Annotated in this window: 16 protein-coding genes; 5 read left to right on the plus strand and 11 right to left on the minus strand. The window is 71.2% G+C overall.

Annotated elements, in window-relative coordinates; all coding sequences use genetic code 11:
• Positions 1-5: 5 nt before the first annotated feature.
• The 4 genes from AAFX79_02035 to ruvA are packed head-to-tail and all read right to left on the minus strand — an operon-like array spanning position 6 to position 3,220.
• Positions 6-920, minus strand: a complete 915-nt coding sequence (locus AAFX79_02035) for a hypothetical protein (protein MEO1007325.1) — start codon at positions 918-920, stop codon at positions 6-8.
• Positions 917-1,429 (minus strand): Holliday junction resolvase RuvX, encoded by a 513-nt coding sequence (gene ruvX / locus AAFX79_02040; GenBank protein ID MEO1007326.1) that lies wholly within the window; start codon positions 1,427-1,429, stop codon positions 917-919. Before ruvX ends, AAFX79_02035 begins: the two co-directional genes overlap by 4 nt.
• 2 nt (positions 1,430-1,431) lie before the next feature.
• Positions 1,432-2,559: a mannose-1-phosphate guanylyltransferase gene (locus tag AAFX79_02045; protein ID MEO1007327.1), complete on the minus strand. Its 1,128-nt coding sequence runs from the start codon at positions 2,557-2,559 to the stop codon at positions 1,432-1,434.
• 34 nt (positions 2,560-2,593) lie between these two features.
• Complete coding sequence (gene ruvA, locus AAFX79_02050; GenBank protein MEO1007328.1) at positions 2,594-3,220, minus strand: Holliday junction branch migration protein RuvA; 627 nt, start codon at positions 3,218-3,220, stop codon at positions 2,594-2,596.
• 57 nt (positions 3,221-3,277) lie between these two features.
• Between ruvA and AAFX79_02055 the strand changes: the two genes are divergently transcribed.
• The 3 genes from AAFX79_02055 to dut all read left to right on the plus strand — a co-directional run bounded on the left by AAFX79_02055 (position 3,278) and on the right by dut (position 5,758).
• Complete coding sequence (locus AAFX79_02055) at positions 3,278-4,816, plus strand: polysaccharide biosynthesis protein (GenBank protein ID MEO1007329.1); 1,539 nt, start codon at positions 3,278-3,280, stop codon at positions 4,814-4,816.
• A 166-nt stretch (positions 4,817-4,982) separates the two neighbouring features.
• The gene (locus AAFX79_02060; protein ID MEO1007330.1) at positions 4,983-5,294 is read left to right on the plus strand and encodes a hypothetical protein; all 312 of its coding nucleotides are present in this window, start codon (positions 4,983-4,985) and stop codon (positions 5,292-5,294) included.
• A complete protein-coding gene (gene dut, locus AAFX79_02065) occupies positions 5,291-5,758 on the plus strand; it encodes a dUTP diphosphatase (GenBank protein ID MEO1007331.1) in 468 nt (155 codons plus the stop codon). The genes AAFX79_02060 and dut overlap by 4 nt, the downstream gene beginning before the upstream one ends.
• 41 nt (positions 5,759-5,799) lie before the next feature.
• Here the strand turns inward: dut and AAFX79_02070 are convergent, their stop codons facing one another.
• The 6 genes from AAFX79_02070 to AAFX79_02095 form a co-directional block, all read right to left on the minus strand.
• Positions 5,800-7,188 carry a S1 RNA-binding domain-containing protein gene (locus tag AAFX79_02070; protein MEO1007332.1) on the minus strand — a complete coding sequence of 463 codons (1,389 nt, stop codon included), beginning with the start codon at positions 7,186-7,188 and terminating at the stop codon, positions 5,800-5,802.
• Between the two features lie 97 nt (positions 7,189-7,285).
• The gene (locus AAFX79_02075; protein ID MEO1007333.1) at positions 7,286-8,377 is read right to left on the minus strand and encodes a Gfo/Idh/MocA family oxidoreductase; all 1,092 of its coding nucleotides are present in this window, start codon (positions 8,375-8,377) and stop codon (positions 7,286-7,288) included.
• Between the two features lie 26 nt (positions 8,378-8,403).
• Positions 8,404-8,742: a thioredoxin gene (gene trxA, locus AAFX79_02080; GenBank protein MEO1007334.1), complete on the minus strand. Its 339-nt coding sequence runs from the start codon at positions 8,740-8,742 to the stop codon at positions 8,404-8,406.
• A 153-nt stretch (positions 8,743-8,895) separates the two neighbouring features.
• Positions 8,896-9,765 carry a dihydropteroate synthase gene (gene folP, locus AAFX79_02085; protein MEO1007335.1) on the minus strand — a complete coding sequence of 290 codons (870 nt, stop codon included), beginning with the start codon at positions 9,763-9,765 and terminating at the stop codon, positions 8,896-8,898.
• Between the two features lie 29 nt (positions 9,766-9,794).
• Positions 9,795-11,525: a hypothetical protein gene (locus tag AAFX79_02090; protein ID MEO1007336.1), complete on the minus strand. Its 1,731-nt coding sequence runs from the start codon at positions 11,523-11,525 to the stop codon at positions 9,795-9,797.
• A gap of 213 nt (positions 11,526-11,738) precedes the next feature.
• On the minus strand, positions 11,739-12,263 hold the full coding sequence (locus AAFX79_02095; GenBank protein ID MEO1007337.1) for a hypothetical protein: 525 nt from the start codon (positions 12,261-12,263) through the stop codon (positions 11,739-11,741).
• On the opposite strand from AAFX79_02095, the gene AAFX79_02100 reads away from it, so the two are divergent.
• Entirely contained in the window at positions 12,262-12,909 is a 648-nt protein-coding gene (locus tag AAFX79_02100; GenBank protein ID MEO1007338.1) for a hypothetical protein, read from the plus strand. The two genes, AAFX79_02095 and AAFX79_02100, sit on opposite strands and share 2 nt — an antisense overlap.
• Positions 12,910-12,951: 42 nt before the next feature.
• Positions 12,952-13,458, plus strand: coding sequence for a peroxiredoxin (locus AAFX79_02105; protein ID MEO1007339.1), 507 nt, complete (start codon positions 12,952-12,954; stop codon positions 13,456-13,458).
• Here AAFX79_02105 and AAFX79_02110 read toward each other — a convergent pair.
• Entirely contained in the window at positions 13,455-14,975 is a 1,521-nt protein-coding gene (locus tag AAFX79_02110) for a hypothetical protein (protein MEO1007340.1), read from the minus strand. The genes AAFX79_02105 and AAFX79_02110 overlap by 4 nt on opposite strands.
• Positions 14,976-15,001 lie beyond the last annotated feature (26 nt).

Here is a 15,001-nt window from a genome sequence, read left to right on the forward strand (position 1 = left end):
AGCGATTACCCGTTTCCGCCGGCGGGCTCGCCCGGTCCGTCCTGCAGCCGCCGCTCGGTCACGGCCCAGCCCTCGGGGATGGCGGTGGAGAGCAGTTCGCCGCGGATGGGCTCGTTGATCGACAGCGGGTGTGCCAGTTCCACGATCGAGACGTCGCCGCGGCGGTCGACCGTGCGGGACATCCGCGGCAGCAGCCGGCCCGACGCGTCGGACTTGTACCACAGCCGGATCTCGGCGAAGCGCTCGTCGCCCAACCCCGCCCGGGGCACGAGCAGCAGCTGCGTCGCGCCCTCCGCGAACCGCATGAGCTGGGCGGCGTGGTCGTACTCGGCCTTGTCCAGCTCGGGGTCGAGGTCGGGATCGGGCTCGAGGCCATCGGTCGCCGACACGAGCCGGATCACGTAGCGGCGCTGCAGGTCGTCGGCGCGCTGGCCGATGGGCAGCGGCGGGAAGAACCCGGTGCCCATCTCGAAGGGGTCCGCGATCTCGCCCTCGGCCACGATTTCGTAGCGGTTGATCTGCCGCTGGCCGGCGAACTTCTCGGCGAACCATCGGCCATCGAAGGTGATCGCCTGCTGCGCGTTCTCGTCGTCGAAGATCTGGTCGCCCACCCAGACGCGGACGAACTCGACGCCGAAGCGGCGGCGGGGGGCGCCGTCGTCCCGGGGCTCGACCTCGAAGACCAGCGTGCCGACGCGCTGGCGGAACGCGCCTCCCAGATCGGCGATCGTCGTATACCGCACCTGGGCCGAGAACGTCCGCAGCCCATCGCCTGCGCGCTCGAGGCGGCGGAGCACGTCGTCGAGCGGTTCGCGTTCGGCGACAACGCGGTCCGGGTCGGGCGCCTGCGCCGTGGACGAGGCACACCCGCACGCGATGGCGACCGCCGACACGATGCACTGCACGAAGAACCTTCTCATGGATCGCGTCCTTTCGCCTCGTTGTTCGGATGCGCGGCCGGGGGGTTGCCGTCGGCGTCCCCGTCCGCGGCACGCAGGAAGCCGGCGAGGATGCCCGCCGCCGCGATCGCGTCCCGCCGCATCTTCTTCTGCTTGTGGGTGAGCCCCGAGCCGCCCAGGGCCCAGTCGGCCTGCTTGCTGGTGAGCCGCTCGTCGGCCAGGTGCACGGCGACGCCCAGCCGCTTGGCGAGCCGGCCCGCGAAGCTGCGAGCCAGCCGCGCCCGGTCGCCCTCGGCGCCATCCATGTGCAGCGGCAGCCCCACGACGACCTCCATCGGCGGGGCGGAGCCGAACTCGCCACGGATCGCCCGCTCGATCGCGGCCAGCAGCGCATCGCCGCCCTGGTGCGCGAGGGGCACCTCCAGGACGGTCCAGGGCGCGGGGAGCCTCGTGAGGCTGTCGGCGAGCGCCAGCCCGGTCCGCTTGTCGCCCAGGTCGACGCCCACGTACCGGATGACGCGCGCCGCCACGGTCAGCGCAGCTCCGCCGGAAGCCGGCCGTGCAGGTCCTTGAGCCGTTCGGCCTTGTCGCGGGGCATGATGAGCGTGGCGCCCGGCGTGTGCACCACCACCAGCCCCTCGCAGCCCAGCAGCGCGACGGCGTGCCCCGCCTCGTCGTTGACCACCAGGTTGCGCTCGCTGTCGACCAGCACCGCGTGGCCCGCTCCGGCGGTGTGCGCCACGCCGTTGCCAGTGTCGTCGGCCTCGAGCGTCTCGGCGTAGCTCGTCCACGAGCCGACATCGAGCCACGACACGTCCATCCGCAGCGTAGCGACGTTCACGCCGACCTCCGCCGTCCGCTCGCCCGTTGCGGGTTCCATGATCGCGTAGTCGACACTGGTCTTGGGCAGGGTCGGGTACACCCGCTCGAGCGTTGCGCGGCGCTGCGGCGTATCCCAGGCGGCTGCGATCTCCGAGAGCCCCGCGTGGGCCTCGGGGGTGAAAGCTCTGAGGCAGGCCAGGAAGGTGTCGGCCCTCCAGACGAACATGCCGCTGTTCCAGCCGTAGCCGCCGGAGTCGAGATAGCCGCGAGCGGTTTCGGCGTCGGGCTTCTCGACGAATCGCTCGACGCGAGAGCCGAGCCCGCCGGTGCCGTCGATGGCCCCACCCCGCTTCACATAGCCGTAGCCGGTGGCCGGGAAGGTCGGCTCGATGGCGAAGGTGACCAGCGTCCGCGGGCTGCGGTCCACGAGATCGAAGCCCGCACGCACGATCTCGGCGAACCGGTCAACGGGCTGGATGATGTGGTCGGCGGTCATGACGCAGAAGGTCGCATCGGCATCGCGTTGTGCCAGCACCGCCGCCGTCAGCCCCACGGCGTTCACGGTGTCCCGGCCGACCGGCTCGCCGAGGATCTGGTCGTCCGAGAGCGTCGGCAGCGCGGCCCGCACGGCGTCGCGGTAGCGCTCCTGGGTGCACACCAGCACACGGCCGTGGTCCACGACGTCCGTGAGTCGATTTGCCGAGATCTCCAGCAGGCTGCGGGGCGCGTCGCCGCCGCGATCAATGATGAACGGCAGGAGTTGCTTGGGCCGCTCGACGCGGCTCATGGGCCACAGCCGAGTGCCGCTGCCACCGGCCATGATCATCGCGTATCGCATCGACGCAGCCTATGCGCTCTGCATGGGCGGGCGGTCAGAGGCTCAGCGCGGTGGCGACGAGGTCGCCCGCCTCGGCGTCCGGTCCCATGCTGCGGGACGCCTGCTCGACCTTCCGCTCGGCGTTGGCCGCCTGCTCGCCGAGCGACACGAGCGCCCGGATCGCGTCGGCGACGGCGGGGGAGGCGTGCTTTGGCTCGGGCGTCGACGCACGCTCGACCTCCTCGATCGCCAGCCGATCGCGGAGCGTCGGGCCCAGTGCCTCCACGATGGCCTTGGCCAGCTTGGCCCCGATCTCGGGCAGCCGGCGGAGGCTCACCTCATCGCCCCGTGCGATCGCGGCGGCGATCTCCTGCGGCGGCTCGGCGATCGCCCGCAGCGCCCGGCGGTGGCCGAGCCCCTTCACCGTCGTCAGCAGTTCGAACACGTCGCGGTCGGCCTCCGTCGCGAAGCCCATGAGCCGCGGCAGCAGCGTTACGCCCTGGTTGGGGGACTCCATCAGGCAGACGGTGTGCAGAGTCGCGGGCGAGCCGGCATCCGCCGCCCGCAGCGTGGCCTCGAGGTAGGGCGGCAGCAGCACGGCGAAGGCAACGCCCGAGTCGGTCTGGATCAGCGCCCGCTGGTCGTCGACCGCCGCCAGCCGCCCCGTGATGCACGCGATCATGCCGCGGAGCGTAGCGGCGGCCAATGGCGCGGGCCGCCGGTGGCCGATACACCGCCCATGACCGCCGCCCCCGCCCAGCACGCCACGCACGCCCGGATCGCATCCTCGGCGCCGCCCGCGGTGCTCATCGGCACGCCGAGAACGCTCTCGGAGGCCGTGCGGCTGCTGCCCGACGGCGGGCCGCACGTCGCCGGCATGGTGCTGGTCGCCGACCCCGAGGCCGACGCCGGGCCGGCTCCCGAGATCGTCGGCTTGCCCACGCTCGGTTCGCTGGAAGCGCTGGGGGACCTGCACGACCGGCTGGGCGTGGCGATGGCGATCGTCTGCCTGCCCCTCGACGAGGCCGACCTCATCGCCCGCGTGCGGGCCGAGATCGGCCGCGCGGGGCTCGAGGAACGCTTCGTGCCCGCCATCGCCGACCTGCTGACGCGTCGGCCGCCCGTGCTCGTGGGCGTCGGGTCTTCGGGGCCCACGATGGCGACCACGCCGCGGATCGATCTGCAGTCGCTCATAGGCCGGCCGATGCGCACGCCAGACCCCGAGCCGCTGCGGGATCTGCTGCGGGGCAAGCGGGTGCTCGTGACCGGCGCGGGCGGGTCGATCGGCGCCGAACTCGCCACGCTGTGCGGCAGCTTCGAGCCCTCCGCGATCATGCTGATGGAGCGGGCCGAGAATGCGCTGTTCGAGATCGATCGCCGGCTGGCCACGCGGTTCCCGCAGGTCCGCCGTGCAGCGCTGCTGCACGACGTGGTCGATGCCGACGGCACGCGACGATTGGTGACCCGCCACCGGCCCGACGTCGTCTTCCACGCCGCAGCGCACAAGCACGTGCCGCTCATGGAGGACCACCCCAGGGCCGCCATCGAGAACAACGTCTTCGGCACGCGCTCGATCGTCGATGCGGCGTGCGACGCCAACGCGGGCCGCGTGGTGCTGGTGTCGACCGACAAGGCCGTGCAGCCGCGGTCGGTGATGGGGGCGACCAAGCGGATCGCCGAGGCCTACACGCTGAGCGCGGACGCTCGGTGCCGTGCCGATGGCCGGCGCACGCGGACGGCGATCGTCCGATTCGGAAACGTGCTCGGGTCGTCGGCCAGCGTGCTGCGGATCTGGAGCGCGCAGCTCGCCGACGGCCAGCCCATCACCCTGACCGATCGCCGCATGTCGCGGTACTTCATGACGATCCCCGAGGCGGCGCTGCTGGTCGCCCACGCGGCCGCCATCGAGCCCGGGGATGCCGCCGGCATCTTCGTGCTCGATATGGCCGATCCCGTGCCCATCGCCGATCTCGCCGACCGCTTCGTACGGGCCCATGGCCTCGAGGTCGCGGGCGCCGCCCAGGCCGGCCCGGGCCGCGTCGAGATCGCCGAGACGGGCATCCGCCCGGGCGAGAAGCTCCACGAGGCGCTTGTGCACGCGGCCGAGCGGCTGCGGCCGACCGGCGTGGACGGCGTGCTCCGCCTGTCGGGTACCGACGATTTGCTCGACGGTGAGGCCGCTCTGGACGAACTGCGTGGCCTTGGTCCCCGGCCAACGCCCGAAGATGTTGTCGCAGCTCTCGTGCGGCTCGTTCCCAGCCTCGCGCGCACCCAGTAGCTCGGGATGCCCCGCACGGCGAAACCGGATCGTCTCCAACCGGTTTGAAGAAGGAAGCACCTAGAAACCGTTTGATTCGAGTAAATGGGCGGCGCAGAATCATGATCATCACGCCGGTGCACACCGGCGCCTTCCGACGGCGATCGCCAGACAGCGAAGGAGAGCGATGCCAGCAACCCTTTCGAAGGCCGCAGACGCCGGCGAGATCCTCCGCTCGCTCCGTGCGCACCGCGCCCAGGCGCGGGCGTGCTTCGAGGAGATCCGCGAGGCCCAGCGCCTCAGCCGAGAGAACCTAGCGACCATCGAGGCGAGCGACCTGGTCAAGAGCGTGACCGGGCACTCGTCCCTAGAGCGCGCCATCGCGAGGCTCGAGCGGCTGATCGAGTCGACCGACCGGCAGATCGCCGACGCCTCCGCCCGGCTCGCCCGCGTGGAGCACGGGCCGGAGTCTTCGGCCTGGATCGGCCGCGTCCGGTGAGCGAGCCGCTCCGGGTCCGCACCCTCGACGCCCGGGCGACCGTGCCGCGTCGGCACTCCGCGGACGCCGCGGGGGTCGACCTCGCGGCCTGCCTGCCGGCGGATGCGCCCGCCATCGTGATCGAACCCCGGGCCATCGTCGTCGTGCCCACGGGCCTTGCCGTGGCGATCCCGCGGGGCTGCGAGGGCCAGGTGCGGCCCCGCTCGGGCCTGGCGACCACCCGGGGCATCACGCTGCCCAACTCGCCGGGCACGATCGACGCCGACTACCGCGGCGAGCTCCGCGTGGCTCTCATCAATCTATCCGAGCGGCCACAGCGCATCGAGCACGGCGACCGCATCGCGCAACTCGTGATCGCGCCGGTCGTGATGTGCGAGGTCGAGGAAGTCGACGAACTCGAGGCGACCGCCCGTGGCGAGGGTGGCTTCGGCTCCACCGGCGTATCGGCGGCCACCACGTCCTGATCACCGGTCGATCGCTTTCGATCGCAATGCGAACGTGACGCCTAGCCCAGGCCGCCCTTGAGGTTGCCGCCGAATTTCTCGCGCAACCGCCGCAGCGCGGGCGTCTCCTTGAGGATCTCGTCGGCCGACGGCCCCCGCTCGCCCCGGCCCCGCTGGCCCGCGGGCGGCTCCTTGAGCGCCTTGATGCTCAGCGAGATCCGCCGCTTGCCGTGGTCGATGCCTAGCACCTTGACCTTGACGACCTCGTCGACGCTCACAGCATCACCGACCGAGCGGACCCGCTTGTGGTCCAGCTCCGAGATGTGCACGAGCCCCTCGACGCCCGGCGCGACCTCGACGAAGGCGCCGAACTCCAGGATCTTGGTCACCCGGCCCGACAGTTCCGCGCCCTCCTCGACCTTCTCCTGGGCTTCGGAGAACGGGTCGGCCTCGAGCTGCTTCATGCCCAGCGAGATGCGGTTGTTGTCCCAGTCGACCTTGAGCACCTCGACGCGGACCCGCTGGCCCTCCGAGACGACCTTGCGGACGGCGTTCTCGCCCTGGCCGATGCGGTTGTGCGACAGGTCGCTCACGTGCACGAGGCCGTCGATGCCGCCGATGTCGACGAAGGCGCCGAAGGGCGCGACGCGCCGCACCACCCCCTCGATCTTCTGGCCTGGTGCGAGCGTGTCCTTGAGCGCTTCGGCGGCCTTGGCCCGCTCCCGCTCCAGGACAGCGCGCCGCGAGAGCACGACGTTGCCGCCGCCGCGGCGTTCGACCCGCTGCACCTCGCACTCGAGCTTCTGGCCCACGAATGTGGACAGATCCTCGATCCGCTCGAGCGCGGCCTGGCTCGCGGGCAGGAACGCCCGGTGCCCGCCGGCGAGCTCCATCTCCAGCCCGCCCTTGTTGGTGCCCGTGCACGTGGCTTCGATGACCATGCCCGGTCGCAGCTGGTCCCACACCGCCTTGCGGATGGCGCCGGGCCGCGAGCAGACGTTGATGTTCTCCTTCTCGTCGTAGCGATCGACGAGCACCTCGAGGCTCTGGTCGACCTGTGGCACGTTCTCGCCCTCGCGCCATTGGTCCCGCGGCACGATGCCCAGGTCCTTGGGGCCGAACTCCAGGAAGACGTCCGTGTCGGTCACGTTGACGACCCGGCCGGTCCGCGTCTCCCGCGCGGGCGCACCGCCGACGACGCGCGGACCGCGGATCTTGGGTTGGGCCGCGGGCGGCGCCGACGCCTCCATTGCCGCGTCGATCTGCGCGGAGAGTTCGGCACCGAGCTCCGGGGCCGCCTGCTGCGTTGCGGCCGCGGCGGGCGCGACCGTCGATTGCTGCCCACCGGCATCCTCGGGCTTGGGCGGGGCCTCGGTTGCAGGCGGTTCGCTCGCGGGTGCGGCGTGCTCGGGCGTCTCGGTCGACGTCTGCTGCTCGGTCTGATCGGACATGGCGTGGAATCCGTCCGCCGCCGGACCGGCCGGCGGGGCGCTCGGGGTGGATCGGTGCGGCAAGTCTAGCGAAGCTCCGGGCCGATGCGACCGGACGCTATCCGCCCGACGGCGTCAACGCCGGGCTGGCGCCCATCGTCTCGGCGATCGAATCGACGATCCGCTGGGCGGTCCGCACGTTCGCGAAGCCCGCGCGGGCATCGATCGGCGGGGGCGTGCCGGTCCGGACGGCGTCGAGGAAGGCCTCGATCTCCATGACGATGGGCTCGCCGTTGTCGATCTCTAGGTTCTCCACGTTCACCAGTTCGTCCCACTTCAGGTCGGTGAGGTCCACGCCGTCGCGCAGCTGCTGGCGAATCTCCTGCATCTGCAGCTCGTTGGCGGTGCGGCGGATGATGACGCCCGCCTTGGCGGCGTAGTCCATCTTGATGTAGGCGTTCTCGCCGGTGATCCGGGTGACCCGCTCGGTCTTGAGCGCCAGCCGGCTTGCGGTGATGTTCGCCACGCACGTGCCCGTGGGCCGCCGCCACGTCAGGCGGGCGTTGCAGATGTCCTCGTGCTCGGAGACGACCGCGACGCCGGCGGCCTGGATGTCGTCGGGCTCCTCGCCGCCCATGAGCATCAGCACCACGTCCAGGTCGTGGATCATCATGTCCATGACCACGCCGATGTCGACCGAGCGGAAGGTCATCGGGCTGACGCGGTGCACCTCGATGAAGCGGGGCGTGATCGACTCGTCGGCCGCGGTCGCCCGCTGCATCGCCCGCATGATGGGATTGAAGCGTTCGATGTGGCCGACCATCAGCACCGTGCCGCGCTTCTCCGCCAGGTCGCGGATGGCGTCGGCGTCCTCGGCCGTGCCGGCGAGGGGCTTCTCGATCAGGCAGTGCACGCCCGCCTCGATGCACCGCTCGGCCAGCGCCCGGTGCGCCGATGTCGGGGCCGCGATGGACACCGCGTCGACGCCCTTCTCGATGAGCGCGTCGAGCGACTCGAACACCTCGGCGTTGTGGGTCTCGGCGATGTCGGCGGCGCGATCGGGATGGGGATCGACGATGCCGACGAGCTTGGTTGTGGGCAGCTGCGCATATACGCGGGCGTGGTGGCGGCCCATGCGGCCAACACCAACGGCCCCGCATCGGAGCACGGGGCCGTTGGACGACTGCGATTGGTTGCCGTGGTCAGCCACTCGGATGGATCGCGCGGAGGCCGGCCTCAGGCGGCACCCACGGCGCCCTCGATGGCCGCCGCCAGCTCGTCGCGGCTCTTGAGCCCGACGAAGCGCTCCACCGGTTCGCCGTCCTTGAACAAGATGACCGTCGGGATCGCGTGGATGCCGTACTTGACGGCAACCTCGCGGTTGGCGTCGGTATCGAGCTTGCCGATCTTGGCCTTGCCGTCGAACTCCTCGGCCAGCTGGTCGACGATGGGAGCCAGCAGCCGGCAGGGCATGCACCACTCGGCCCAGAAATCGACCAGCACGGGCTGGTCGCTTCCGAGCACCTCGGACTCGAAGTTGCCATCGGAGAACTCGCGGACGTGCTCGTTGGCCATCGTGCCGACTCCTTAGGTTGATGCACTACCTCGCGGCCGAGCCTCAACCCATCCCGTGAGCGCGGCTCGCGGGATACTAGCTCGGCCGCCTGTCGCTTCCAACGGCGGCAACCCGCCGCACCGCAAACCCGGGGAACCGCGCCGCGGTCGATTTCATTCCCGCCCCGCGACCCGGCAGAGCCGCAAGGCCTGCACATGCGGGGCCGCGTCATGCACCCGGTGCAGCAGGGCGCCGCCCCGCGCCGCCAGCACCGTTGCCGCGATCGAGCCCGCGAGCCGCTCAGCGGGATCGCTCTCGCGGTCCAGCGACACGCGGCCCACAAAGCTCTTGCGGCTGGCCCCGACGAGCACCGGGAAGCCCCGCCCGGCCAGCTCCGCGATGCCCGTCAGCAGTTCCATGTTCTGCTCCACCGACTTGCCGAAGCCCAGCCCCGGATCGATGGCGATGTTGCCGCGGGGCACGCCCGCGGTAATGGCGTCGGCCGCACACTCATCCAGCGCCGCCGCCACCATGCGCACGACGCCTCCCTCGTACGCGGGGTCGTGTTCGTAGGCGTCCGAGAATCGATCGCGCTCCGGCCGCACACGGCGGTGCATCAGCACGAGTCCGGCGCCGAGTTCCGCGACGGTCGAGCACATCGCCGGGTCGGCGGTGCCGCCCGAGACGTCGTTCGCCGCATCTGCGCCCGCCTCGATGCACGCGCGCGCCACCGCCGCGCTCGTCGTGTCCACGCTAATGGGCACGTCCGCGAGCGCCGCATCGCCCGCCGAGCGGATCGCCTCGACGATCGGTCGCACGCGGCGGATCTGCTCGTCGGGGTTGACGGCGTGCGCGCCCGGTCGCGTCGATTCGCCGCCGATATCGAGCATCGCGGCGCCGTCGGCAACCGCTCGCGCGCACAGATTCAGCGCATCATCGAGCGATCGCAGCACGCCGCCGTCGTAGAAGCTGTCGGGCGTCGCGTTGACGATGGCAACGACGCGCGGCCGATCGAGATCGACCACGCGTCCGTGAGCCAGCACCCATCGGGCGGGTTGTGCGGGCGGCGTGGTCAGAAGTCGATCGAGTCGTCCTGGCCGCCGCCGCCGAACTGCGGCCCCATGGCGCCGAAGAGCGTGCCCAGCTCGACGCCCTTGGCGATCACCGCCGGGGGCAGGTGGAGTGCGATCTCGGCCGTGCCGCTGCCGCTGGCGGCGACAAAGCCGATCGGCGGCATCGGATCGACCGGCCCGAGGAACGCCTGCGCGGCCCCGAGCAGCTGGTCGGCGTCGATGTAGAGCTCCAGCGCCCGGTTGCCCGGAAGCTTCGACGAGATCGCCCGCAGCTCTGCGTCGCTTGCCAGGCCGCCCCCGGCGTTGGCCGATGCCACGGCGCTCGACAGCATCTCGCTGTTGCGGGCCATCGTCATCACGATGCCATCCTCGGTCTGGGCGACGTACCCGCCCGGTCCCGAGAGGCCGAACATCAGCCCGACGACCTGCTGGGCCTGCGCAGCGGCCTGCAGGGCCTCGGGGCCCGCGCCCTCGGCGGGCTGGAAGCTCGACATGGTCGACCATTCGTCCACATCGATGTCGCCGATCTTCCGGGCGTTCTCGGTGTAGCTGGCCGTCGTGGTGACCACCAGGCCCTGCTGCTCCTGGACCTGGCCGTCGGCCGCCCGCGTTGCGGTCGCCAGGCTATCGCGCAGCGCCGCGGGATCATCGCCCCGGAAGTACGCCGCCGAGCCCACGAACATGCCCGCGCCGATGGTGAGCTGCTGGGGCGTTGGTGCGCCCATGACGAACGCGGCGCCGGACGAGTTGTTGATGAGCTCGAGCCCGGCCTGGAGGTTGGCGTTGTCCTGCGGCAGGCCCTGCGCGAGCAGGCCCACGACCGACTTGAACGCCGGCGACGACGTGTCGTACGCCAGCGCCAGCCCGAAGTCCTGCTTGGGCAGGTGGGCCATCAGATCGTCGGTGTTCGAGCCGCCGTTGAACAGGCTCGCGAGCAGCGAGCCCTCCTTGAATCGGCTGAGCACGCGGGCGGTGACGCCGTCGGCCTCGAAGTCGATGGCGATCGTGCCGGCACCAGCGTCGTTGAGGAAGGCGCTGGCGATCGGGTCGATGGCCGCGAAGCCCTGGGCCGCCTCGGGCCCGCCGAACATCGCCGCCATCTGCTTGACGCCCTCGTAGCCCTCGCGCCACTCGGCCGTGAGTGATGCGAGGTTGCCGACGATGATGACGTCGGCATCTCCCGCCGCTGCTGCGGCCCGTGCACCCGCCGCTGCCCCGTGCGCCGCCAGGTTGCCCCCGGCCGGCTCCCACGCGTCCAGCAGGTCGCCGGCGTCCGAGATCGCAGCGTGGCCGTTACCCGCCCTGCGGACGAAGACCTCCTCACCCGCAAATTCGATCTCCTCGACCCCCGCGCCCACGCCGCCGCGCGCGCCCACGAACGCGCCGTAGTCATCCACGGGCATCAGCAGCACGACCTGCGGCTCCCGCTCGCCCGGCAGGAAGAACAGTGCCGCCGATCCATCGCCGTTGATCGCATCCCCATCGAGCTCGCCCATGACCGCCTCGAGGGCGCCGCCGCCGAGCGGCAGTTGGGCCGCGCCCGCGAACGCCTGGAGGTCGGCCATCGCCGAGCCGAGATTGGCCACCGCGATCGCGCCGGCGGCCTGCGTGGGCACGAAGTCCAGCGACGACGGCAGCGATTGGGCCGACGCCGACGCGGCGAGCCCGCACGCGGCGACCGTGGCACTGGCAACGAACGAGAGCTTGGGCGATCGGCCTTGCATCGGCATGGGGTTCTCCTGGGTGGCTCCGGCCGATGGTCGGCGGCGAGCCGGGATGTTCCTCTTCGCGAACATGCGGCGCGTTCCGTCCGCCGCGGCACCACTGTATCGGAGGCTCGGTAGCCGGATTTCCGGTCGCTGGGGGCTCCGGCCATGCTTTGATGCATGCGGATCCGTACAGAATGCTGACACATGCCCGTGTCCGGCGACTCCGAGCCCTTTCTAGCCGCGGTCCGCGGCGAGCGCCCGCGTGATCGCCTCGTGCGATCGATTCGCGCCCTCGAGCGTGGTCGCCCGGGCCTGGCGGAGCATCCACCACCACGTAGGCGCGATCGGCAGGATCGTGAGCGGGTAGTACCACCACATGATCGAGCCCAAGCCCCACGATCCTGGGATCATCTGCTCGAGCAGGTACCGCCCGGGCTCGACCGTCACGATCATCACGATCGCGTAGACGACGGGCATCCGCAGCCGCCATCGCAGGTGGAAGCGCAGCCGCGTCTTCGGACCCTCGTCCGCCGCGGTTGACACGAGATCGCGATCGAACGGGGCGCCAAGCGCCCCGGCCATGAACAGGGCGTCGTGCGGACCACCCCGCCGGAACTCGGGCAGGTCCCCCCGCCGCGCGGCCCGCTCGAGCGTGTCGACGATCTCGGCGGGCGACGCATCCACGTAGAGGTCCGGGAGCGTCGTGTCGGCGGCGGGTGGCGCATCGGCGTCGGGTTTTGTTGTCGGAGCCGCCGGCATGGACGCCGAGTGTATCAGCCGACCGGCGCCCCGCTGGCCCAGCGGCGGCACGCCGTCTGCACAAGGCCCCGGAGCCATGGCCGACGAGCCGCGAGATCGGGTGACGTTGCGTCTTGCGGGCACGCCGCGTCGCGAGTCCGCAACATCGTTGCGCGCTGGCAACGCCCAGGGCCCACGCAGTGGCGGTGCTCCGAAGGCGTCCCTCCGCCCGGCGTTCGGGGCCGGTGCGGGTCCGCATACCGCCGGCGACGCCGCCGCCCGCGCCATCGAGGTCGCTCGGGCGAATCGTGAGGCCTCGGCCCTCGATGCCCTGGACGCGCGGTGGGTGCTCGCGTGCCGAGTCTCGGTCCAACTCGAGGGCGGCCGGGCGGCCATCCTCTCGTCCGAGCGACGCGAGCGGCTGCTGGTAGAGGCCCAGCGGCTCGGTCTCCGCCGCTTCGACGCCAACCTCATCATCGCCATCGTGCAGGACTCGGCCCGCTGCGGGGAGCCGCCGCTGGGCATCACTACGGCCGACCGGCTGCCCCTCGTGCGCGAGGCCCGGCCGGCCGAGGACCACACGCTCTCCGTGCCCGCCCGCATCCTCATCGCCGCGGCGGCGGGGGGCGCGCTGGCGGCCTCCCTCGTCCACTGGGTGCTTTCCTAGCCACCGCGTTTCGTGCGCGAGAGCGCCGGCCTAGCTTCACGCATGCTCGATCCAGGCAAGAAGGCGCCCGCGTTCACGCTGGCCGACCAGTCCGACACCAAGCACGCGCTGAAGGACTACGCCGGGCGGCCGCTCGTGCTCTTCTTCTACCCCAAGGACGGCACCTCGGGCTGCACGACCGAGGCCTGCGACTTCCGCGATCTGCTGCCCGAGTTCGAAGAGATGGACGCCGCCGTGCTCGGCATCAGCATCCTGGATACCAAGAGCAAGGCGAAGTTCGCGAAGAAGCACGACCTGAGCTACCCGCTGCTGGCCGACGACCGCATCGATGCCGACGAGCGGCCCGACCCCGAGGTCGCCCAGAAGTACGGCGTCTGGGTCGAGAAGAGCATGTACGGCAAGACCTACATGGGCATCGAGCGGACGACCTTCTTGATCGACGCGGCGGGCAAGATCGCGCAGGTGTGGAGCAAGGTCAAGGTGCCCGGGCACGCCGAGGCCGTCCGCGACGCGGTCGCCGAGCTCGCGTCGGCCGAATCGCGGGGCTAGCGCCGCCGCCGCGAGGCCAGCAGCCCGCCGGCCCCGAGCACCGCGAGCACGCCGGGCGAGGGGACTGCGTTGACGAAGATCTGCAGGCGGTCGTCCAGGAACACCGCGTCGACCTCCGCGCCCTGGCCCAGCCCCTCGATGACGATGTCGTCGAATTCGCCCTGCACGACCTGCGCGAGCAGCACGTCGAAGGCATCGCCCTGCATGATGGGCGGCTCGCCCGTAAAGGGCGAGAACCGCACGATGAGCGTGCCACCGAAGATGTTGGCGACGCCGTTGACCTCCAGCACGTCGTGATCCGAGATGGGCTGGCGGCCCTCGATGTCGAAGATCAGCGTGCCCTCGTTGTCCTGCTCGAAGAGGGCCGTGCCGCTGGGGCTCTCGATGCGAAGCAGGCCCGGCGATTGGCCCGGGCTGACCACGCCCGAGTTGAGCACCATCGCCGCCTCGGCGGTGCCCGAGCCGTTCAGCTCGCCGCCGTTGTTGAGGCTCAGCATGCCCGTGCCCAGCCCGGCCGACACCACGCCGCCGTTGAGCACGCTGACCACGCCGCCGGCGTTGTTGATCGAGCCCACGGCATCGACGCGCGAGCCCGCACCGTCGGCGGCCAGCAGCCCCTCGTTGAGCAGGCCATCGGGGCTGCCGAACGTAAAGGTCGCGAAGCCGGACGCGGTGAAGCGGCCGCGATTCTCGGTGACCGATTCGAAGTCCGGGAACGACGAGCCGTCGCCGTCCAGCTGCACGTCCGCCTCGCTCTCGCTGAGGGGCGTGCCGTTGAGGTCGAGCGTCGAGCCGCCAAAGACCTCGTAGCGGCCCGTTCCCAGGACGCCCGGCGTGGGCAGCGCGGGATTGGTGATCGTCAGCGTGCCGTCGGTCACCGCGAGCGTGCCGGGGTTCTCGAACAGCACCTCGTCGATGAGCGTCACGCCGGGCGACTCCTTGCGGAGCACGCCCTCGTTGCGGAACGTCGCGGTCGAGTCGCCCAGGAAGTCGCCGCTGCTCTCGATGGTGAACAGCGAGCCGTCGCCGTTCGTGAACACCGTGCTGCCGCCGAAGAACACGTCACCGGTGCCGGTCTTGCGGCCGCCGCCGATGGTGCACATGGGCGTATCGCAGATGTCGGCCAGCAGGCTGCCCGTGAAGATCAGCGTGCCCTGCGACCGCAGGTCGGCGATGGCCATCGCGGTGCCATCGCCGAACTCCAGCGTGTCGAGCACGGTGATGGTGTTGGCGCCCACGCCCTCGATGGTCGCGTCGGCGCTGGTGAAGACGAAGGTGTCGAGGGTGACCGTGACGTCGAGGTCGATCGAGTAGGCCCCGCCCCGCAGGTCGATGGTCGCCTGGTCGTCCTGGCCCAGCACGCCCGGCACTTCGCCGACGTCCCAGTTGTCCGCCGCACCCCAGGCCCCGCCGCCGGGCGAGTCCCACGAGGCGATCACCTGGGCGGCCGCGGACGAGACACCCAGACCCGCCGCGCACGCCGTCGCGACAAGAAAACGAGATTGCAACATCTGCATTGTCGTGGCTCCCAGGCGGCCCGCCG

This window comes from Planctomycetota bacterium, from assembly GCA_039819165.1.
Lineage (GTDB): Bacteria > Planctomycetota > Phycisphaerae > Phycisphaerales > UBA1924 > JAHCJI01.

Bases quoted from the DNA above. Each gene is read 5' to 3' on its own strand.
- AAFX79_02035 (MEO1007325.1), bottom strand. From the start codon at position 920: ATGAGAAGGTTCTTCGTGCAGTGCATCGTGTCGGCGGTCGCCATCGCG.
- AAFX79_02045 (MEO1007327.1), bottom strand. From the start codon at position 2,559: ATGCGATACGCGATGATCATGGCCGGTGGCAGCGGCACTCGGCTGTGG.
- ruvA (MEO1007328.1), bottom strand. From the start codon at position 3,220: ATGATCGCGTGCATCACGGGGCGGCTGGCGGCGGTCGACGACCAGCGG.
- AAFX79_02055 (MEO1007329.1), top strand. From the start codon at position 3,278: ATGACCGCCGCCCCCGCCCAGCACGCCACGCACGCCCGGATCGCATCC.
- AAFX79_02060 (MEO1007330.1), top strand. From the start codon at position 4,983: ATGCCAGCAACCCTTTCGAAGGCCGCAGACGCCGGCGAGATCCTCCGC.
- AAFX79_02070 (MEO1007332.1), bottom strand. From the start codon at position 7,188: ATGTCCGATCAGACCGAGCAGCAGACGTCGACCGAGACGCCCGAGCAC.
- trxA (MEO1007334.1), bottom strand. From the start codon at position 8,742: ATGGCCAACGAGCACGTCCGCGAGTTCTCCGATGGCAACTTCGAGTCC.
- AAFX79_02090 (MEO1007336.1), bottom strand. From the start codon at position 11,525: ATGCCGATGCAAGGCCGATCGCCCAAGCTCTCGTTCGTTGCCAGTGCC.
- AAFX79_02100 (MEO1007338.1), top strand. From the start codon at position 12,262: ATGGACGCCGAGTGTATCAGCCGACCGGCGCCCCGCTGGCCCAGCGGC.
- AAFX79_02095 (MEO1007337.1), bottom strand. From the start codon at position 12,263: ATGCCGGCGGCTCCGACAACAAAACCCGACGCCGATGCGCCACCCGCC.
- AAFX79_02105 (MEO1007339.1), top strand. From the start codon at position 12,952: ATGCTCGATCCAGGCAAGAAGGCGCCCGCGTTCACGCTGGCCGACCAG.
- AAFX79_02110 (MEO1007340.1), bottom strand. From the start codon at position 14,975: ATGCAGATGTTGCAATCTCGTTTTCTTGTCGCGACGGCGTGCGCGGCG.